Origin of the sequence: Entomomonas moraniae, from assembly GCF_003991975.1 — a bacterium.
In the GTDB taxonomy this organism is placed as follows: Bacteria; Pseudomonadota; Gammaproteobacteria; order Pseudomonadales; family Pseudomonadaceae; genus Entomomonas; species Entomomonas moraniae.
This window is the reverse complement of the sequence record NZ_CP029822.1, coordinates 2,545,026-2,563,952: the sequence shown is the minus strand read 5'-3', so window position 1 is coordinate 2,563,952 and position 18,927 is coordinate 2,545,026. Positions and strand designations below refer to the sequence as shown.

17 protein-coding genes are annotated in these 18,927 nt (G+C 37.3%); 7 read left to right on the top strand and 10 right to left on the bottom strand.

Annotated elements, in window-relative coordinates; genetic code table 11:
• Positions 1 to 23 precede the first annotated feature (23 nt).
• Positions 24 to 362 carry a YegP family protein gene (locus DM558_RS11910; protein WP_127164202.1) on the bottom strand — a complete coding sequence of 113 codons (339 nt, stop codon included), beginning with the start codon at positions 360 to 362 and terminating at the stop codon, positions 24 to 26.
• Between the two features lie 179 nt (positions 363 to 541).
• On the opposite strand from DM558_RS11910, the gene DM558_RS11905 reads away from it, so the two are divergent.
• The gene (locus DM558_RS11905) at positions 542 to 1,495 is read left to right on the top strand and encodes a DUF523 and DUF1722 domain-containing protein (RefSeq protein ID WP_127164201.1); all 954 of its coding nucleotides are present in this window, start codon (positions 542 to 544) and stop codon (positions 1,493 to 1,495) included.
• Here DM558_RS11905 and DM558_RS11900 read toward each other — a convergent pair.
• Positions 1,492 to 3,024 (bottom strand): B12-binding domain-containing radical SAM protein, encoded by a 1,533-nt coding sequence (locus tag DM558_RS11900; RefSeq protein WP_127164200.1) that lies wholly within the window; start codon positions 3,022 to 3,024, stop codon positions 1,492 to 1,494. The genes DM558_RS11905 and DM558_RS11900 overlap by 4 nt on opposite strands.
• A gap of 106 nt (positions 3,025 to 3,130) precedes the next feature.
• Between DM558_RS11900 and nth the strand changes: the two genes are divergently transcribed.
• Together nth and DM558_RS11890 are read left to right on the top strand one after the other, a co-directional pair.
• Positions 3,131 to 3,769, top strand: a complete 639-nt coding sequence (nth, locus tag DM558_RS11895; protein ID WP_127164199.1) for an endonuclease III — start codon at positions 3,131 to 3,133, stop codon at positions 3,767 to 3,769.
• A 105-nt stretch (positions 3,770 to 3,874) separates the two neighbouring features.
• Positions 3,875 to 4,054 carry a PA3496 family putative envelope integrity protein gene (locus DM558_RS11890; RefSeq protein ID WP_407644291.1) on the top strand — a complete coding sequence of 60 codons (180 nt, stop codon included), beginning with the start codon at positions 3,875 to 3,877 and terminating at the stop codon, positions 4,052 to 4,054.
• Positions 4,055 to 4,092: 38 nt separating this feature from the next.
• Here DM558_RS11890 and gloA read toward each other — a convergent pair whose 3' ends face one another.
• Positions 4,093 to 4,485: a lactoylglutathione lyase gene (gloA, locus tag DM558_RS11885; RefSeq protein WP_127164198.1), complete on the bottom strand. Its 393-nt coding sequence runs from the start codon at positions 4,483 to 4,485 to the stop codon at positions 4,093 to 4,095.
• Between the two features lie 67 nt (positions 4,486 to 4,552).
• The gene (locus tag DM558_RS11880; protein WP_127164197.1) at positions 4,553 to 5,770 is read right to left on the bottom strand and encodes an argininosuccinate synthase; all 1,218 of its coding nucleotides are present in this window, start codon (positions 5,768 to 5,770) and stop codon (positions 4,553 to 4,555) included.
• A 169-nt stretch (positions 5,771 to 5,939) separates the two neighbouring features.
• On the opposite strand from DM558_RS11880, the gene DM558_RS11875 reads away from it, so the two are divergent.
• Together DM558_RS11875 and DM558_RS11870 are read left to right on the top strand one after the other, a co-directional pair.
• The gene (locus DM558_RS11875) at positions 5,940 to 6,359 is read left to right on the top strand and encodes an META domain-containing protein (protein WP_164731456.1); all 420 of its coding nucleotides are present in this window, start codon (positions 5,940 to 5,942) and stop codon (positions 6,357 to 6,359) included.
• Between the two features lie 91 nt (positions 6,360 to 6,450).
• Positions 6,451 to 8,010 carry a bifunctional aminoglycoside phosphotransferase/ATP-binding protein gene (locus DM558_RS11870; protein WP_127164195.1) on the top strand — a complete coding sequence of 520 codons (1,560 nt, stop codon included), beginning with the start codon at positions 6,451 to 6,453 and terminating at the stop codon, positions 8,008 to 8,010.
• A 397-nt stretch (positions 8,011 to 8,407) separates the two neighbouring features.
• Here the strand turns inward: DM558_RS11870 and DM558_RS11865 are convergent, their stop codons facing one another.
• The 6 genes from DM558_RS11865 to DM558_RS11840 all read right to left on the bottom strand — a co-directional run bounded on the left by DM558_RS11865 (position 8,408) and on the right by DM558_RS11840 (position 17,323).
• Complete coding sequence (locus DM558_RS11865; RefSeq protein ID WP_127164194.1) at positions 8,408 to 8,959, bottom strand: ClbS/DfsB family four-helix bundle protein; 552 nt, start codon at positions 8,957 to 8,959, stop codon at positions 8,408 to 8,410.
• A gap of 528 nt (positions 8,960 to 9,487) precedes the next feature.
• A complete protein-coding gene (gene aroE, locus DM558_RS11860; protein ID WP_127164193.1) occupies positions 9,488 to 10,309 on the bottom strand; it encodes a shikimate dehydrogenase in 822 nt (273 codons plus the stop codon).
• A 14-nt stretch (positions 10,310 to 10,323) separates the two neighbouring features.
• Positions 10,324 to 11,235, bottom strand: coding sequence for an oxygen-dependent coproporphyrinogen oxidase (hemF, locus tag DM558_RS11855; protein ID WP_127164192.1), 912 nt, complete (start codon positions 11,233 to 11,235; stop codon positions 10,324 to 10,326).
• 133 nt (positions 11,236 to 11,368) lie between these two features.
• Complete coding sequence (hsdR, locus tag DM558_RS11850) at positions 11,369 to 14,965, bottom strand: type I restriction-modification system endonuclease (RefSeq protein ID WP_127164191.1); 3,597 nt, start codon at positions 14,963 to 14,965, stop codon at positions 11,369 to 11,371.
• Between the two features lie 30 nt (positions 14,966 to 14,995).
• The gene (locus DM558_RS11845) at positions 14,996 to 15,859 is read right to left on the bottom strand and encodes a YicC/YloC family endoribonuclease (protein WP_127164190.1); all 864 of its coding nucleotides are present in this window, start codon (positions 15,857 to 15,859) and stop codon (positions 14,996 to 14,998) included.
• 42 nt (positions 15,860 to 15,901) lie between these two features.
• A complete protein-coding gene (locus tag DM558_RS11840; protein ID WP_127164189.1) occupies positions 15,902 to 17,323 on the bottom strand; it encodes an aminotransferase-like domain-containing protein in 1,422 nt (473 codons plus the stop codon).
• Between the two features lie 133 nt (positions 17,324 to 17,456).
• On the opposite strand from DM558_RS11840, the gene pdxS reads away from it, so the two are divergent.
• On the top strand, positions 17,457 to 18,347 hold the full coding sequence (gene pdxS / locus DM558_RS11835) for a pyridoxal 5'-phosphate synthase lyase subunit PdxS (protein WP_127164188.1): 891 nt from the start codon (positions 17,457 to 17,459) through the stop codon (positions 18,345 to 18,347).
• Between the two features lies 1 nt (position 18,348).
• Positions 18,349 to 18,918: a pyridoxal 5'-phosphate synthase glutaminase subunit PdxT gene (gene pdxT / locus DM558_RS11830; protein WP_228411741.1), complete on the top strand. Its 570-nt coding sequence runs from the start codon at positions 18,349 to 18,351 to the stop codon at positions 18,916 to 18,918.
• Positions 18,919 to 18,927: the final 9 nt, after the last annotated feature.

Genomic DNA, 18,927 nt, shown 5'->3' with positions numbered 1-18,927 from the left:
TGAAAACGCCTAGCCTTTATTTATTACTCTTTAGTTAAGTCTTTAATGGTTGTAGTTGACCCATATTTCATAATTAATTTAATGCCTTCTTCTCTCTCTTCTTCTGTATTGTACAACTCACTTGTTCCTATCACTTGGTAGTTAGCTGCTTTTAAAGTGAAATAAAGTTTGCCATTTTTACGCCTTAAGCGACTGTATTTTGAGCTGTCATAACTATTTTTTTGCACGGAGGTAATGCCATTTTGTGATGAGGCTTTTTGTTTATATAGTTCGCTGGTCAAAATGACTTTATCCTCTGCTATTTTGAGTTGAAAAAAAAACTTTGCACCATGTGCTTTTTTTATTTCAAAAGTACTGGTCATGCATTTGCCCTCTTAATAAATAGTTCGTTATCATGATATATATTTATAAGATGTAATTTCACTTTTGAATACTAGACATAAGACTATGATTAATATAAACGTTGATATGATTAATATCCTATGATTTTCAGTAAGTGCAACGTATAATAATTATTATTTGATAATTAGTGAAATAACTCATGATTAAAAAAATTCTTGTTGGTATTAGCAGTTGTCTTATGGGAGAAAACGTTCGTTATAACGGTGGAAATAAACGTTTAGATTTTGCTGTGGATGAGTTGGCACGTTATATCGATTTTCAAATGATATGCCCTGAAATGGCTATTGGTTTAGGTACGCCGCGTCCAACAATACGACTAGTGCAGCTGGAAAATAAAGTTGAGCTACGTTTCTCTGAGGATAATGGTGAAGACTTAACCAAAAGAATGGAGGAGTTTGCTAAACAGAAAGTTGCCTCTTTAGAGCATCTGTGTGGTTATATCGTTTGCGCTAAATCACCTAGTTGCGGAATGGAGCGCATAAAAATTTATAATGAGAGAAATGAAGGATTTCAAAGTAATGGTGTTGGTCTATTTACTAAGCAGTTGCTAGAAATGATGCCTTGGTTACCTGTTGAAGAAAATGGTCGGTTAAATGATGCTGCACTTAAGGAAAATTTTATTGAGCGTGTTTTTGCTTTGCATGAATTAAATGTATTACGAGAAAGTGGACTAACGAGAGCAAAGTTAATAGGATTTCATAGCCGTTATAAATATACACTATTGGCTCATTCGCAGCCAAAATATCGGGAGCTTGGTTTGTTTGTAGCTAATATTGCAGACTGGGGTTCATTAGAAGATTATTTTATCGCTTATCGTAATCAGTTCATGTCATTACTGGCGTGTTGTGCAACTAAAACTAACCATACCAACACATTAATGCACATACAGGGCTACTTTAAGAAGAAGTTAACACTAAGGCAAAAAGAAGAGTTAACACAGTTAATAGCACTTTATCGGCAAGGGGTCCAACCATTATTGGCACCGATCACGCTCTTAAAACACTATTTAGCCGAGTATCCTGATGAGTACCTCGCACAGCAAAGTTATTTCAATCCTTACCCAGAAGCGCTGCGTTTAAGGTATGGTTATTAGCTAGTATGTTGTTGTTGCCGCTTAGGTAATGATTTTTGTTTGGTTTTATTGATGAGTTGTTCTTTCCAATTATCAGGAGGAGTCCCAAGAAATTTGGGCCAGCCATGGGTACCTATGCGTATAAAATCCTGTTGCATAGCTTGTTGAATAATGGAGAGAGTGTGCTCTGTATAATTTTGTAAATAGTCAAAAACAAGGGCAAATAGTTTGTCAAAAGCAATACCATGGGTTTGATTCACTTTGGGAAAAGACCATGTCGTAAATTCAGAAATAGCAGCAAATGCATCCTGATTAAGCAATAAAGGCAATGTGTGCTTGAAGCGACCAGAATTAGCGATTAAATCCCAAAATTTAGCAATCCGTTTAATATGGTTTAAGGTGCTAAATGACATTGTCTTATTTTCTAATACAGAATAAGGGGGAATATGGCTATATTTGTATTGGAAAGCTTCGGTATGGCGAATAATGGGGGTGCCTTTTAGCCGTTTTAAGATGCCCAATTGGATTTCTTGAGGTTGCCATGACCATAATTCATTAAAACCGTTTGCAAAGTCGTTTAAGGTCTCAGCAGGTAAGCCTGCAATTAAGTCAACGTGTAAGTGGACAGTTGTTTTAGTTGAGAGCCAACGGATATTTTCTTGGGCTTTTTTTATGTTTGTCTTTCGTGAGATTAATACTTGTGTCTCAGGGTTTAGTGTCTGAATACCAATTTCAAATTGTAAACTACCATCAGGAAATAATAGGATAAGTGCTTTCAATTCGTCAGGTAGATGGTCGGGTACTAACTCAAAGTGTAGAAATAAGGGCTCTTTTGGGTGGTTAGCAATTTTATTCAAGAAAAACTCAAGAATTCGTGTGGTGAATTCTTTTTTTAAGTTAAAGGTTCGATCAATAAATTTGAATTGCCTTAAGCCACGTTGATAGAGCAGATCCATTTCAGCGAGAAAAGAGTCTAAAGGAAAGCTCCATGCTGTCTTATCTAAGCTTGATAAGCAAAATTCACATTTAAAAGGACAGCCGCGAGAGGCTTCTATATAAACCGTACGGTGTTTAATATCGTGGTCTGTGTAGTAACGATAGGGTAACGTAATGTTTTCTAGCTCCGGTTGTATACCTGTAATGGCCTTTTGGGTAATGATTTGTTTATTGATTAGTTGGTGGCACAGTTGATAAAAACTAATTTCCCCCCAACCTTCGATCAGATAATCCGCAGCATTATAAATGGCGGTATCTTCGTATTCATAAGAAACTTCTGGGCCGCCAATAATGATAGTGATATCAGGGCGTAATAATTTGAGCTCTTGTATGAGTTGGGTTGTTTCAACGATATTCCAAATATAAACAGAGAAGCCAACGATACGCGGGTCGTGTTGGATAATACATTCTAAAATATCTTCTACGTTTTGTTGAATGGTGAATTCGACAATGGATGTTTGGCCTTGTAGCTCGAGCATATTAGCGTAGAGATAGCGTAGAGCTAAGGAAGCATGGGCAAAGCGAGCATTAAGTGTAGTTAATAAAATAGACATGGGCTTATTAAGAGGTATCAATGATGTTAAGTGGTTAGTATAGCAGTATAATTAGGAATATCCTTGAATAGCATTTATAATTTATGCCTTATTAGAGAGGATTGTTATGAATGCAGCCAAACGTCGAGAAATATTCCGTCGTCTAAAAGAACATAATCCACACCCAACGACAGAGTTGGAGTTTCAATCAACATTTGAGTTGTTGATTGCCGTGATGTTATCAGCTCAAGCAACGGATGTGAGTGTTAATAAAGCAACTAAAAAACTATATCCTATAGCGAATACACCCGAAAGTATTTTGGCCCTAGGTGTCGATGGATTAAGCCATTATATAAAATCCATTGGCTTGTATAATAGTAAAGCTAAGAATGTGATTGCAACATGCCAGCAGTTAATTGATAAATATAAGGGTGTTGTTCCAAATACTCGAGAGGCTTTAGAGGCTTTGCCGGGTGTGGGACGTAAAACAGCCAATGTTATTTTAAATACAGCCTTTAGGCAGCCTGTGATGGCTGTAGATACGCATGTGTTTAGAGTGAGTAATCGAACCCATATTGCAACGGGAAAAACAGTATTAGAGGTTGAAAATAAGCTGGTAAAGGTAATTCCAAAAGAATATCTGGTGGATGCACACCATTGGCTAATATTGCATGGGCGTTATGTTTGTAAGTCGAGAAAGCCTTGTTGTGGTAGTTGCTGTATAGAAGACTTGTGTGAGTATCAAGAAAAGACGTCTGATATTTAAATTATTAATCAATTCTATTAAGTCAATAAAAAAAAATAATTTTACCAAATTTTAATTTCAGGATATAAGGTGCGCCGTAAGTACCCCATTTTTGGAGTGATGATAATGAGTAAAGAAGATATTGATTTAGAAGATGATTTTATTTCTGATGATCTAGATGATACAGAAGAAGCAGAAAAGGATGGCGTTAAAAACAGTTTAGCAAAGCGCCGTGTGATTGATAATATATTAGAGGAACGTCGCCTTAATAAACAAATTGCTGATTTTGATTTTGATATATCATAAAAACCCATGATGGGATGGGTTTTTATGGTGTTGTTTATTTAATCCCCACGATCTGGCGATAGTAATTCTATTTTGTAGCCATCAGGATCTTCAACAAAAGCGAGAATACTTGTACCGTGTTTCATCGGGCCAGGCTCACGTGTGATTTTACCGCCATGGGTTCGGATAGTATCACAAGCTTTGTAAACATCATCAACCTCTATAGCAATATGACCATAGCCATTGCCTAAATCATAATGGTCTGTATCCCAATTATAGGTTAGTTCAATAACGCTGGTATCTTTCTCGTCGCCATAACCAACGAATGCTAATGTAAATTTACCCTCGGGGTAGTCTTTACGGCGAAGAAGTTTCATTCCAAGGACGTTGGTATAAAAAGTGATTGATTTATCTAAATCACCAACCCGTAGCATGGTGTGTAATAATCTCATCAGTTTTATCTCTTATTATTAAAAGCAGTAGCAAAGAGAAACTACTGCTTGCTACTAATAAAGCAAACTAAATTAGTTTGCGGCCTTTTTGTGCAGCTATTCTTAATCTGAGAGCATTCAGTTTGATAAAGCCTGCCGCGTCTGCTTGATTATAAGCGCCGCCGTCTTCTTCAAAAGTTGCTATATTAGCATCAAATAAGGAGTCATCAGACTTACGGCCGATTACCATAACATTGCCTTTATAGAGTTTTAAGCGAACAACACCGTTGACATTATTTTGTGACTCATCAATCATTTGTTGTAGCATGATGCGCTCAGGGCTCCACCAGTAGCCATTATAAATTAGGCTAGCGTATTGTGGCATGATGCTATCTTTTAAGTGAGCGACTTCACGGTCTAACGTGATTGACTCGATAGCTCTGTGGCCTTGTAGCATAATAGTACCGCCGGGTGTTTCATAACAGCCACGTGACTTCATGCCGACATAACGGTTTTCAACAATGTCTAAGCGACCGATACCGTTTGCACCACCAACGCGATTAAGTTCAGTAAGAACTTCTGCAGGAGACATGTTTTTACCATTAATGGCTACAATGTCACCTTTTTTATAGGTTAACTCGATATAGGTTGGCGTGTCAGGTGCTTTCTCTGGGGATACTGTCCAGCGCCACATATCTTCTTCATTTTCTGCCCAAGTATCTTCTAATACTCCACCCTCATAAGAGATGTGTAGTAAATTAGCATCCATAGAGTAAGGTGACTTTTTCTTACCGTGGCGTTCAATAGGGATATTATGTTTTTCAGCATAATCCATTAACTTTTCACGGGATAAGAGATCCCATTCGCGCCAAGGAGCAATCACTTTTACGCCTGGTTTTAATGCGTAAGCACCGAGCTCAAAACGAACTTGATCATTACCTTTACCTGTTGCACCGTGGGAGATCGCATCAGCATTGGTTTCATTCGCAATTTCAATGAGACGCTTAGCAATTAATGGGCGTGCAATAGAAGTACCTAATAAGTATTCACCCTCATAGATGGTATTAGCACGAAACATTGGGAAAACGAAATCACGAACGAACTCTTCGCGTAAATCTTCAATGTAGATTTCTTTTACGCCTAATGCTTTTGCTTTGGCGCGAGCAGGTTCTACTTCTTCACCTTGCCCTAAGTCTGCAGTAAACGTTACTACTTCACATTGATAAGTGTCTTGTAACCATTTAAGGATTACAGACGTATCCAAGCCACCTGAATAAGCAAGGACGACCTTTTGAACATCAGCCATGCCACGACTCCATAAAATATTCTAGAAAGCCCTAGAGTGTACTGCACTCTTGATAGAATTTACAGTGATAATTTCAAAAATAAATGCATAATCTATGAGAGGGTTGATAATTTTTTTTATGGATTGCTATACTCTAAACTATAAAGATTTAGTAATTGGGAGAGAAAAAGTGAAGAAAATCGTTTTAATCATCGCGATAGCCGCATTCATCGTAGGGTGTCAAATGACAAAGTCTACAAATCTTACAACAGCTGATTTATATGGGAAATACCATTTGGTTAGTTTTGATCAAGAGGCTATTACTGATGTCAGTACTTCAATGGGCATAGAGTTTGAACAAGGAGGAAGTGATGTATTAAAAGTACATGGTATCCTTTGTAATACATTTATTGGACAAGCTACCTTAAATAATGGTCAATTAAAAAGCGATGGTTTAGCCTCTACACGCATGGCATGTTTTCGTCAAAAAGAAGCAACAATGGAAAATGCATTAAATGTTATGTTTAAAGAGGGTGCAATTGTTAAGTTAAAAGGTGATGAGCTAACTTTAGAGGATAATAATCATAGTTTTGTGTATAAAAAACAATAGTAGTTAATGATGCAATAAAAAATGCCTTATAAAAGGCATTTTTATTGTATAGTTGTTTTTATTATATCTACTGAATATCAAGAGAAATACTATGACTGCTGAGCTCATTAAACATTTACAAAATCCGTCTTTATATGATCATTCTGTTGAGCAGTTTCAAGTGATTGAAACCCATATTTCATGGGTTATTTTAACGGGTGCTTATGCTTATAAAATTAAGAAGCCAATGGACTTTGGTTTTTTGAATTTTACACAATTGGCAGATCGTCAGTTTTTTTGTCAAGAAGAGTTAAGATTAAATCAGCGTTTAACAAAAGATATTTATTTAGAAGTGTTACCTATTACGGGAACGTTATCAGAACCAAAGATTAGTGGTGATGGTGAGCCTATTGAATATATGCTAAAAATGCGTCAGTTTCCACAAAGTCAATTATTAAGTCACTTGCAGTCTAATGGCGAGTTAACCGTTGGACATATTGATCAGTTATCTAAACAAATAGCTGAATTCCATATTACAACACCTGTTGTGGCTGCTAGTAACGAGTTAGGTTCTCCAGAAACGGTAATGGCACCCGTTAAGCAAAATTTTGAGCAAATACGTGCCATGTTGCCTGCGGATAAGGCGGGCTATAAGCAACTGGAGGAGCTGGAAGCTTGGGCACAAAGCAGTTATGAAAGACTTAAGCCCATATTAGTAGAGCGTAAAGCAAACGGTTTCATTAGAGAGTGCCATGGTGACATTCATTTAAATAATGCAGCTATTTTAGATAGTAAAGTGGTTATCTTTGATTGTATTGAGTTCAATGAACCTTTCCGATTTACAGACGTAACAGCAGATATTGCTTTCCTTATTATGGACTTAGAAGATAGAAAATTAAACGGCTTTGCTAATCGTTTATTAAATAACTATTTAGAAGAAACGGGCGATTATCAATCATTATTGCTCATGAATTTCTATAAAGCATACCGCGCTATGGTACGTGCTAAAGTTGCATTATTTAGTCTGGGACAAACAACAGATCAGGGTGTCAAAGAGGCCATTTTAAAACAATACTATAATTATGCTAATTTAGCTGAGCGTTATACATTGCTTCCTCTGCGCTATTTGCTAATAACCAATGGGGTTTCTGCGGTTGGAAAAAGTTATATTTCTTCAAAAGTTGTTGAACACTTTGGTGCTATTCGTTTACGTAGTGATAGAGAGCGTAAACGTTTGTTAGGCGATGGGGCTACGGTAGAGGCACTTTATAGTGCTGAGGCAACAATTGCAACGTATAACCGCTTATATCAATTAGCTAAAAACTGTCTACAAGCGGGATATGGTGTTATTTTAGATGCGGCCTATTTGAAACAGACTGAGCGAACTAAAGCGAAGCTAGTGGCGGAAGAGGTTGGTGTTCCCTTCTTAATTATCGAGTGTGAGGCACCTTTAGAAGTAATAGAAAAAAACTTATATGTACGTATTCAAGAAGGTAATGATCCTTCTGACGCAACATTAGAACTGATTAAAAATCAAATGCAGTGGCGTGAACCTATCATGGGGGATGAAAGATCTATAACGGTTAAAGTAGAAACGGATAAAGAAGAAAGTATCCACAGTTTGATAGAGTATATTAATCATTACTTAAGTTTTGATAGGAATAAATATTAAAATATTTATTGCAATTGATAATCATTATCATTAATATATAGCCAAGTTGATCGAAAGACCAACTGGCAGGTTAGAGAGTCTAGTTGTGGTTTATTAGATTATTTAGTTTGTCGTCTCATCAGGCTAATCACGGTTTTTACCCAGCAATTTGCTGGGTATTTTTTTGTTAGTTAATAAATAAAGAATTAATATATTCAAGTTAAAATGATCGACCACTGCTGCACCACGATGTGATCACTCTTACTGATTAAGATGACTACCATTGTGTAATATAAAATGGGCATCAATAATGTTTTAAATGATAAGAAAAGCTCTATTGATGAATATCTATATTTTTATGGGTAATTACCATAAATAAATCTAATTTTAATAACTTATATCCACAATATTGTAGTATCTACTTTGTTTCTTGATAAAGTTTCCTATGAATTTTTATTTTTTTTATCGCCCAAATATAATGACTTGATGTTGCTGATACGCAATAACTTCCTAAAGTGGACGTACCTGTCCATGAAAAATGTTTTTTTGTAAATAATTCACTATCTGAGAATGTATTGATGAGAGTTATAACATCAAAATGGCTTTGTTTTAGCATGTCTTTCGACCGCTGATACGATGTTTTTTGATGACACAACCAAAAATCAACATTCATTTGTCCGTATGTTTTCCAATTATACGGGCTGGGTATGAATGGTTTTAATTCTCCATTCTGATTGGCGGTAATCCAATTCAATAATAATCTATGCCATTCATATAGATGAATTAATACATCACGTAGATTTTTATCTCGCACCCAATGTGCTTCTTTGTGTTTTTCAAGAAAGTTATTATCGAAGTTAAGCACTGAGTTTTGTTCTTCTTCAGACATAGTACTTATTAATGCCAATAGTTTAGTAAATTCTGCATTGGCATTATTTATCAAATCAGATTTAGTTGTTGCCCTTGTCATTGCATAGACCTCCTTATTGATTAATTGTATTATATTAGAGTAATCATCTTGGATTACGACGAAGATCATTAGAATCAGTAATACTAATCAGATTAACAGCTTTATGTGATCATTTCATATCGTAATATGCTATTAAACCGCTATTTAGTAAATCTGAAAAAAATCCTTCTCTAAATAATGTTAGCTAATAAAATCTTTATATCCAGTCAAAAATAACAAGAGATTAATTTTTTGGTACTTCTAGTTATAGCATGTGTTCAATTTAGATAAGAACTAAGTTAGTTAAGCATGGGATATAACCTGATGACTTATAGAATATATTAATCAATACTTGAATATTGATAGGAATAAATATAAAAATAATAATTGCAAATGATAATCATTATCGTTAATATATGGTCAAGTTGATCGAAAGACCAACTGGCAGGTTAGAGAGTCTAGTTGTGGTTTATTAGATTATTTAGTTTGTCGTCTCATCAGGCTAATCACGGTTTTTACCCAGCAATTTGCTGGGTATTTTTTTGTCTGCTAATTAATAGTTATATGTTGGCGCAAAAAACGAAGCACGGCTTCTGTTTTAGGTAATATGCCACGCCATAAATAGAATGATTCAGCTGCTTGCTCGACTAGCATGCCTAGGCCATCTATTGTTTTTGCCGCACCGTGTTGTTTTGCCCACTGGCAAAAAACAGTCAACTCTCTACTGTACATCATATCATAACAAATTGTTTGTTGAGGCTTAATGGTGTGCTTACTGATATTAGGTAATTCACTGCTTAAGCTAGCAGAGGTTGCGTTAATAATTAAATCAACTGGATCATTTAAATTTTCGTAACGTTCAGTTGTAATAGGGCCTAAGTGTTTAGTAAGTTCTACAAGAGTTTGGGCTTTTTCATGTGTTCGATTGGTGATAATCAATTGTTGCGGTTGTTCATTCAATAACGGTTCAATAACGCCTCTAGATGCTCCACCTGCACCTAACAAGAGAATACGTTGATTTTTTAGTAAAACTTTAGCATTTTTTAAATCGCGAACAAGCCCTATACCGTCAGTATTATCTCCTAAAATGGTGCCGTCTTGGAGTTTTTTCAGTGTATTTACAGCCCCAGCTAATTGTGCTCTAGGTGTTAGTTCATTAGCAAATTGAAAAGCATCCTCTTTAAAAGGAACAGTGATATTACAGCCAAGGGCCTTTTCAAAGAAATTGTTGGCGACCTCCGTAAATTGTCCAATTGGTACTAGCTTAGGGTCATAGCTTATTTTTTGACCCGTTTGCTGGGCAAATAAGCGATGGATAATCGGAGATTTACTGTGGCCGACAGGGTTTCCAAAGACGGCATAATGATCCATAGATTACCTTGCTCCTACTGATTAAGCCAATTACGGTTAGTTAAAAAATAATCGGTTAGTTTTGATTCTGCACTATTAGGTTTGGGATGCCAATCATAACTCCAACGAACTTCTGGTGGTAGTGACATAAGAATAGATTCTGTTCGTCCACCTGATTGTAAGCCAAATAATGTACCCCGATCATAAACAAGATTGAACTCTACGTAGCGACCGCGTCTAAAAGCTTGGAACTCCCTCTGCTCCTTTGTGTAGGGCATACTTTTGCGACGTTGAATGATGGGGATATAGGCTTTGATATAAGCGTTACCAATGGCTTGTATAAAAGAAAAACAGGTATCAAAATCCCACTCATTAAGATCATCAAAGAATAAGCCACCAATACCACGAGGTTCCATGCGGTGTTTTAAGTAAAAATACTCATCGCACCACTTTTTAAAACGAGGATAGACATTTTCTCCAAAGGGTTGGCAGGCCTCATAAGCAACTTGGTGCCAATAGACACAGTCCTCTTCTACTGCATAATAAGGTGTTAGGTCAAAACCACCACCAAACCACCATAAGGGAGGATGGCCTTCTTTTTCAGCAACAAAAAGCCTAACGTTGGCATGGGATGTTGGAATATGTGGATTAGCTGGGTGAATAACTAAGGAGACCCCTAATGCTTGGAAGTTACAGCCAGCTAATTCTGGTCGATGTGCACTTGCAGAGGGGGGAAGCCCTTGGCCATAAACATGTGAGAAGTTAACTCCCCCTTTTTCAATAATTGCACCATTAGCAATTACACGGGTGCGCCCACCACCACCACTAGGTCTATCCCATAGTTCCTCGATAAACTTTTCTTTTGAGTCTTCGGCTTCTAGAGCATGACAAATATTATCTTGTAGCGATAATAAGTAATTTTTTACTGTATTAATTGGTAAGCTCATAAGGTGTTCACTGTCTTTATAGAATAGGCTTTACGGTTTTATTATGTAGTAGCATTATACCATTGATTGACTTTATTTGAGATGAGTAATCACTATAAGTTATTCATGGCCGTAGACGTAATGAAGGTTTAGTTTACAGCTTAGGTTTTATAAGATTTCTGATTCTTTGAAAAAAGCTAATTTTTTTTGTGGTGGTGGGTGACAGGCTGATTGGTTGTTCTTTAATGGTTTCTTCAGGTGCTTGTATTTCTGGTTCTTGAGGGGTAACTACAACCTTTTCAACCCAAAGAGTTTTAAATGTGCTTATAACGGAGTTGAGTTGATTATTTAACAGAGTATCTAACTTTTCAATTGAGCTGTTATAGGATTGTTTCAATTCGTTATTCAGCTGTTTTTTATCGAGTATTTCTTGTTCAATAAAATGTTCTGCTATTCGATCTAACCATTGACGCTGTAAAGGTGTCCATGTGTTCATGGCTTGTACTTCTTGCAGTGTTTTATTGACTCTGTCTTCAAAAGAAATTAATGGTTCGCCAAGGCTAATATGACGAATGAAGCCGATCAAGCCTGCATTGACAACACGATGGTTAATATTACGCCATGCGATCTGTAGATTGAGCTTGGTAAAACCTGCATGGTCGAGTAATAGCTTAATTTCTTTTAACTCAACTCTTGTAACTTGATTGGGCTTTTCAATGGACTTATTAAGTGATTTAGAATGTTGGCGTTGTTCGGTGATAAATGCCTTACAAGCGTCCAGAAGCTCCTTGGGTGACGAGTAGTTACCATAGCATAATAAGCGTTGAGTGAGTTGATCTGGAGAATCTGAAATAATTTGGTAGCGTGAAGAGTCGAGTTGTTGGTTTATCGCTTGTATATCTTGGATAAAGTTTTTTCTGTTTTTAAAAAAATCAGCTGCTTTTTTTGTACCAATACTTTGTAAGTAAGTGGTAAGGTTTTGGGGAGCTACTCCCCATGAACTGGTTAAACTATCGAGTTTGGCTTTCAGAAAAGTATCTTGTTGTGCTTGATAATTTGCCCTACGTAAAATAGGTATACAATGATCTAAAATAGTCTGTAGCTGTTCATCATTAGGCTGGCGGTTATCGATAAACAGCTGTAATAAAGATGTTAGTGGTAGCTCGGGGGCTGGCATAGACTCCATTTGGGTGATATTAGTTAATAAGTTATGCGTATTAAACGCATCGTAGATGCGAAAGCTAGCTTTTTGAATGCTTTCACAAGGTAGGCTTGCACGTGCAAGCATTTGCTCTAATAAAATACGTGAGTTGATAGCGCGTAAGAATACAAGATTACATACTTGTGGAATATCGACCGCGGTAGCCAATAAATCAACAGTAATTGCAATATTGGGGTATTGTGCCGTTTTAAATCTATCAATGAGCTCTTCTGGGTTATAACTGTTAGCGGTTATTTTTGCAACTGCTAGTTGATCATAACTGTTCTCATAAAGATTTGTAAATGCGTTGTCGAGCAAGTTTTTGACCATGTCTGCATGAAGATCAGACGCACAAAAGATAAGCGTTTTTTCTTGACCAAAAGGATTTAATTCATCAACGAGCTGCTGGCAAATCACCTCATTAAAATGCTTATTGAGAATAGAACGATTTAATGCATTAGCCTCGGCGATTAGGTCATCTTCCAGTGTGACTTCTTCTATATCGCCCGTGATAGCATTAATAATTTGGATTGTAGACCCTTTATTAAAGCATAGGGGCTGTTCTGTTAGCTTAGTTTTATAAATGATCGGTGGTTCATAATCTATTAAATAACCATCTGCTATCGCTTCTCGATAACTGTACTGATAGACAGGGAGATTAAAGAAGTCTGTTGTGCGTTTAACAGGTGTTGCTGTAAGGCCAACTTTAAAAGCATCAAAATAGTTAAGTAATTGTTGGTATTCTTTTAGGTACTGTTCGGAGTTACGCGTTGCTAGCTCGCCTTCGATAAACTCTTGTTCAAGGGCATAGCCACTGTGTGCTTCGTCAATAATGACACAGTCAAAGTAGTCGATAGGGTGCGGTGAGTCTGAGGCCAAAATCGCCTTTATCATTTGTTGCACAGTGGCGAGCTGTACGTGTTTTTCCAAATCATCAAGCTGGTAATTAATTGTTTCAAGTTTATAGAGCTTGGTTAATATGGTTTGTTGATCTTGTGGTGCTTTTATGAGTAAATCTTCTGTCTGTAACCCAAGGGCGGTATGGTCAACAAGAACTAAAATTCGATTAAAGCGCTTAGTTTTTAAAAAACGGTAGATAAGTGCATTAATAACAAAAGTTTTTCCTGTTCCCGTAGCCATCGCCACTAAGCAATTATTGTGGTTATTTGATAGTGCGTTTTCTATGGCGGAAACCGCTTTTTTTTGATAGTCTCTTAAGAAAAGCCCAGAGAAGTTATCTAATTGTAAAGCTTGCTCAGCAGTTACCTTGTCGTGGGTAAGTTTATTATACAAACCTTCTGGCGAATGAAAGTGTTGCAAGGCCATTGATAAATTACTTGGTTCTCTAATGTCTCTAAACCATGTACCTGATTTTTCTTCAAGTTGGCCATTGTAGGGGCGTCCGTTACTTGAATAGACAAAAGGAATGTTATAAGAAGTATTGTGGTAATGCCAAGGTTTTGTACGGTTTGTAAGTAACCATGGTGCTTGCATTAAAGGCTCAACTTTAAAGCTTTCTGCGTAGGTTTTTGCTTGGCGTATTTTTTCAGCAACATTAATGTTCTCGCACTTTGCCTCGATAATAGCGATGGGTATTAACTCATAGAATAAAATATAGTCAGCATAAAAAGCATTACCCTGATAAAAGAGAGGATAGTTTGCAATGGCTTTATATTTTCCTTCTTCGGGTAGGATACCGTTATCCCACGTTTGTTCTAAAGAGTCAGCCATCCAACCAGCATCAACGAGCTGCTGATCAATAATTAATCGTACTAATTCTTCGGTTAGAAAAATTTGTTTGTTGGCTTCTTTAACTTTTTCGCTGATAACTAATTGTTGTTGTGATGATTTCTGTGGATTATTTTTAGCTTGTTCTGTCAGTTCTAATTGTAAAAGTTTGATGTGTGTTTCGAATGATTCTCGTTGCTTTTGTAATGTATTTTCTTGTGTTTTTAACTGTTGCGCCAGTTTTTGAGCTTTCTTGTCCATTTGTTCTGCGAGTTGTGCGTATTCTTGCTTTTCTTTTTTGAGTAGATCAATTAGCTGTTGGTTATCTTCAAATTTTTCTTTTTTAGCGTTGAGTTGATTAATTTTATTTTGTAGTTCACGTAATTTTTGACTGGGGTCTTCCGGTGTAATAAAAGTACCAGAATTAAAGTCACCACTCACCTTACCAAAAGATTGGTGATACCAAATGGCAAGGCTTCTTGCCAGCTTAAGGCCATTAAGTGCTTCTTTGTGATCTGTTTTAAATTCGTGGGTGGCTTTATTTCCTTCTACGCGAATAGTATGGAAAAGATTGCGAATGGTCGGGTCTAACCGCAATTCGCGGTCAATTTGATGGATTAAATCAGCTTGCGGTGTTAGATCATCAAAAGCAATGCCACAACGTGCAGCAATGTCTTGGGCAAAGGCCTCGCCAAGTTGGCGAAGTTTGATAAGCGTCGTATTTGGGTCGCTTGCAAAAATCTGTTCAGCAGAACGTGCTAATTCAAAGAAGATAGGATCATGTTCTTTTAAAAACTCGAAGTTACTAACGGGTTGACTCATGATGATCTATTCTTTACTGCTTAAAGGTTATCATTCTATATTTTGTACTTGTTCACGCATTTGTTCGATAAGTACTTTAATGTTTACAGCAGCTTGTGTTGTGCGTACATCGATGGCTTTTGAACCTAGCGTATTAGCTTCTCGGTTTAGTTCTTGCATTAGGAAGTCAAGACGACGACCACAGGGTTCTTTGTTGGTGAATGTGTGGCGTACTTCCGTTAAATGGGTTTGTAAGCGGTCTAACTCTTCAGCGACATCAGACTTTTGTGCCAATAATACGAGCTCTTGTTCTAAGCGCTGTGGGTCTATGCTGACAGCTAACTCTTGGCAGCGTGTGATAATCTTTTGGCGTTGGTTATCTAACATCTCAGGAATGAGTGGGCGTAGTTTGTTGACTTCCATATCAATACTAACAAGTCGTTCTTCTAAGAGTGTCTGTAGCTCTTTTCCTTCACGGTTGCGATTTTGTTTGAGCTCTTGCAACGCTTGTGCAAAAAGAGCAAGTGCTTTTTCTTGCAGTAGTTCATGATTTATTTGGTCTGTTATCAATACACCAGACCAAGATAAAACAGTGAATGGGTTGATAGGTGTAGGGTTAATGGTTAATTCAGAAATTTGTTCTGCAGCTTGAATGAGCTGTTTTGAGAGTTCTAAGTTAATTTGAATAGGATTATTTTTTATTTGGGGAGAGAATGTTAGTGTACATTCTACTTTACCGCGTGAGAGTTCTTTTTTGATTTTATCACGTAAAGGCCACTCAAGTGAGCGAAACGTTTCTGGCAGTTTGAAGTTATGCTCTAAGTAACGATGATTTACGGAGCGTATCTCCCAGCATAAAATACCTTCATCTATTGATAGTTCGCAACGAGCAAAAGCGGTCATACTTTGTAACATACTCGGTATCCTTTGTATCGATCTGAAATTGGCTATATTAAATCACCTTTTGAGGTTGCTTGCCACGTTAAAATGACCGTAACTCAGTCTTAAACAGTAAGGACTATCACCAAATTCAGAGCCTCTCATGACAATAAGACCTTGTTGTAAAAAGCTTTCTAGTAAGTTGTTAAGATCAGCAGGTTTTTGTTGTAAACACTTGGCATAAAGATGGTAGCCACCCGGAGGAGGAGAAAAATACAATTGGTCACTGTAGTGTTCTGTAAGCCATGTTGTGAGTTGTCTGGCACGTTCATACAGGGTATGTTGTAAATATTGCTGATGGGTTGTAGCATGGTTGATTAAATAATGTTCTGCTAATAGCTGTGGTAGAACGCTAAGCCCGGCATCGAGTTGTTGACGAATTTCTGCTAGTTTATTAATGATAGGTTTGGGAGCGATCATCCAACCTGCACGAATATTTTTCCCTAAGTATTTAGAAAGGGAACCTAAGTAAATAACCTGTTGTTGTTTATCGAGTTTTTTTATAGGGCTCGTGTCAATATTTTTTTGAAAAGGAAGGGCGCTATAAGCATCATCCTCAATGATTGGAATTTGCTTATGGTAACAGTAAGTGAGTAGCTCTTGTTTTCGTGTTTGGCTCATGACCCTTCCTGTTGGGTTTTGAAAAACAGGGTTTAAGAAGATCATTTTTATATTTTTTTGATTGATTAGCTTTTCTAATCCTTCCAGTGTAATACCCTCCGCATCGGTTGGAATTGCATAAATTCGTAGCCCTGTCGCTTGAAATAATGGGAGTGAGTAAAAATAAGAGGGAGATTCTATGCCGATGGCATCCCCTGGTTTTAGTAGTCCTTGGGTAATGAGAAAAATGGCTTGTTGTGTTCCTGATGTAATAAGAATTTGGTCATCATCTACGGATAGTTTAAGTGATTTTGCTAAATAGTCTTTAACTGCTTTTCTTAATGAATGTAGCCCTAAATGTGAGGCCTCTTCACCTTGCTCATGATGCAATAGCTCTTGCCAAGACAGTTTATGCAATGATAATGCAGGCAGTAAATCAGCAGGTAAGTCACCGTTAGATAAGTCCAGTAATGGTTTATGAGTAATTTGAGCCTCTTTACGCAGTTGATTGGCTTTTAATGCATAGCTATCATTCTTTTGTGATAAAACACTGGGAGGAGATTGCCAATTTATAAGGGGTTGGCTTTGGAGCCCCCATTTCTGATGATTGATAAAACTACCGCTACCAATTTTACGAATTAAAACTCCTCTGTCGGTTAGGTTATTTAAAGCGTGTACAACCGTTGACCGATTAACTTTTAATAATTGACTAAGCTCCCTTTCAGAAGGAAGCCGGTCTCCTGCCTGTAACTGACCATTTTCTATGGCTTGCTCAATTAGGCTGATAATTTGTCTAAACAGGGGTTGCTTTGTTGGTGTATTAGTATTGAGTGTCCACATAGCTCATAGCTTATTAATTAAATAGCCCATTATAGTAAAAATTGGATGGTATAAAAACAAGCCAATTGGCTGTTTTTTATTTTATAAAAAAGATTATTCTTTTTGAATGATTTTTTTTAATGAGATAAGCAAAATGACAAACAAAGTAGTAGGTTCTGATACAGTAAAACGTGGCATGGCACAAATGCAAAAGGGTGGCGTTATCATGGATGTGATTAACGCAGAGCAAGCTAAAATTGCAGAAGCAGCAGGTGCTGTTGCTGTGATGGCGCTGGAGCGTGTGCCATCAGATATCCGTGCGGCTGGTGGTGTCGCGAGAATGGCTGATCCTACCATTGTTGAGCAAGTCATGGGTGCAGTGACTATTCCCGTGATGGCGAAAGCACGTATTGGCCATATTGCCGAAGCGCGTATTTTAGAAGCTATGGGTGTTGATTATATAGATGAAAGTGAAGTATTAACACCTGCCGATGAGCAATATCACTTATTAAAGAGTGATTACACAGTTCCTTTTGTTTGTGGTTGTAGAGACCTTGGCGAAGCCTTACGCCGTATTGGCGAAGGGGCTTCAATGTTGCGTACAAAAGGTGAACCAGGAACCGGTAATATTGTTGAGGCGGTAAGGCACATGCGCAAAGTGAATGAACAAGTGCGTAAATTGGTGAGTATGTCTAATGATGAGCTAATGACTTTTGCTAAAGATATTGGTGCACCTTATGAGTTGGTGAAAGAGGTGAAAGCATTAGGTAAGCTCCCTGTCGTGAACTTTGCGGCTGGTGGTATTGCAACACCTGCTGATGCTGCTTTAATGATGAGCTTAGGAGCCGATGGAGTATTTGTTGGATCAGGAATTTTTAAATCAGATAATCCTGAAAAATTTGCTAAAGCTATTGTCCAAGCAACAACACACTATCAAGATTATAAGTTATTAGCAGAGTTATCTAAAGGGCTGGGAACGCCAATGAAAGGGATAGAAATATCAAGACTTTCAGATGCAGAGCGCATGCAAGATAGAGGGTGGTAATGTGAAAACTATCGGTGTATTGGCTTTACAAGGTGCGATAACCGAACACCTGCAAATGCTTGTGCATTTGCAGGTTAAGGCTGAACCTGTTAAAACAAGAGAGGATTTAGCGACGGTTGATGCTCTTATCATCCCTGGGGGAGAGTCAACGGCAATTAGTCGTCTGATTCAACAGCAAGGGCTGTTTAATGAAATACAAAAATTTGCTAAAACACACCCTGTTTTAGGAACTTGTGCTGGGCTTATTTTATGTGCTAAGCATATTATTCAGTCAGATAATAAAGTGATTCCTTTAGACCTTATTGATATGACAGTAGAGCGTAATGGTTTTGGCCGGCAGGTGGATAGTTTCGAAACAACGCTGGCTGTATCAAATATTGCCGATGACATCCCCGCTGTATTTATTAGAGCTCCTTTTATTCAGAGTGTTGGCAAAGATGTTAAGGTATTATCGGTTTGTGATGATAAAATTGTCATGGCAGAGCAGGGTAATATCTTGGTGATGTCTTTTCACCCAGAGTTAACAAAGGATACTCGTGTATTTGAATACTTTATCAAAAAAATACAGTGATAAAGTATT

What these genes read in the sequence shown, in the direction of transcription:
- DM558_RS11910 (WP_127164202.1), bottom strand. Translation starts at nt 362, where the DNA reads ATGACCAGTACTTTTGAAATAAAAAAAGCACATGGTGCAAAGTTTTTT.
- DM558_RS11905 (WP_127164201.1), top strand. Translation starts at nt 542, where the DNA reads ATGATTAAAAAAATTCTTGTTGGTATTAGCAGTTGTCTTATGGGAGAA.
- DM558_RS11900 (WP_127164200.1), bottom strand. Translation starts at nt 3,024, where the DNA reads ATGTCTATTTTATTAACTACACTTAATGCTCGCTTTGCCCATGCTTCC.
- nth (WP_127164199.1), top strand. Translation starts at nt 3,131, where the DNA reads ATGAATGCAGCCAAACGTCGAGAAATATTCCGTCGTCTAAAAGAACAT.
- DM558_RS11890 (WP_407644291.1), top strand. Translation starts at nt 3,875, where the DNA reads ATGAGTAAAGAAGATATTGATTTAGAAGATGATTTTATTTCTGATGAT.
- gloA (WP_127164198.1), bottom strand. Translation starts at nt 4,485, where the DNA reads ATGAGATTATTACACACCATGCTACGGGTTGGTGATTTAGATAAATCA.
- DM558_RS11880 (WP_127164197.1), bottom strand. Translation starts at nt 5,770, where the DNA reads ATGGCTGATGTTCAAAAGGTCGTCCTTGCTTATTCAGGTGGCTTGGAT.
- DM558_RS11870 (WP_127164195.1), top strand. Translation starts at nt 6,451, where the DNA reads ATGACTGCTGAGCTCATTAAACATTTACAAAATCCGTCTTTATATGAT.
- DM558_RS11865 (WP_127164194.1), bottom strand. Translation starts at nt 8,959, where the DNA reads ATGACAAGGGCAACAACTAAATCTGATTTGATAAATAATGCCAATGCA.
- aroE (WP_127164193.1), bottom strand. Translation starts at nt 10,309, where the DNA reads ATGGATCATTATGCCGTCTTTGGAAACCCTGTCGGCCACAGTAAATCT.
- hemF (WP_127164192.1), bottom strand. Translation starts at nt 11,235, where the DNA reads ATGAGCTTACCAATTAATACAGTAAAAAATTACTTATTATCGCTACAA.
- hsdR (WP_127164191.1), bottom strand. Translation starts at nt 14,965, where the DNA reads ATGAGTCAACCCGTTAGTAACTTCGAGTTTTTAAAAGAACATGATCCT.
- DM558_RS11845 (WP_127164190.1), bottom strand. Translation starts at nt 15,859, where the DNA reads ATGTTACAAAGTATGACCGCTTTTGCTCGTTGCGAACTATCAATAGAT.
- DM558_RS11840 (WP_127164189.1), bottom strand. Translation starts at nt 17,323, where the DNA reads ATGTGGACACTCAATACTAATACACCAACAAAGCAACCCCTGTTTAGA.
- pdxS (WP_127164188.1), top strand. Translation starts at nt 17,457, where the DNA reads ATGACAAACAAAGTAGTAGGTTCTGATACAGTAAAACGTGGCATGGCA.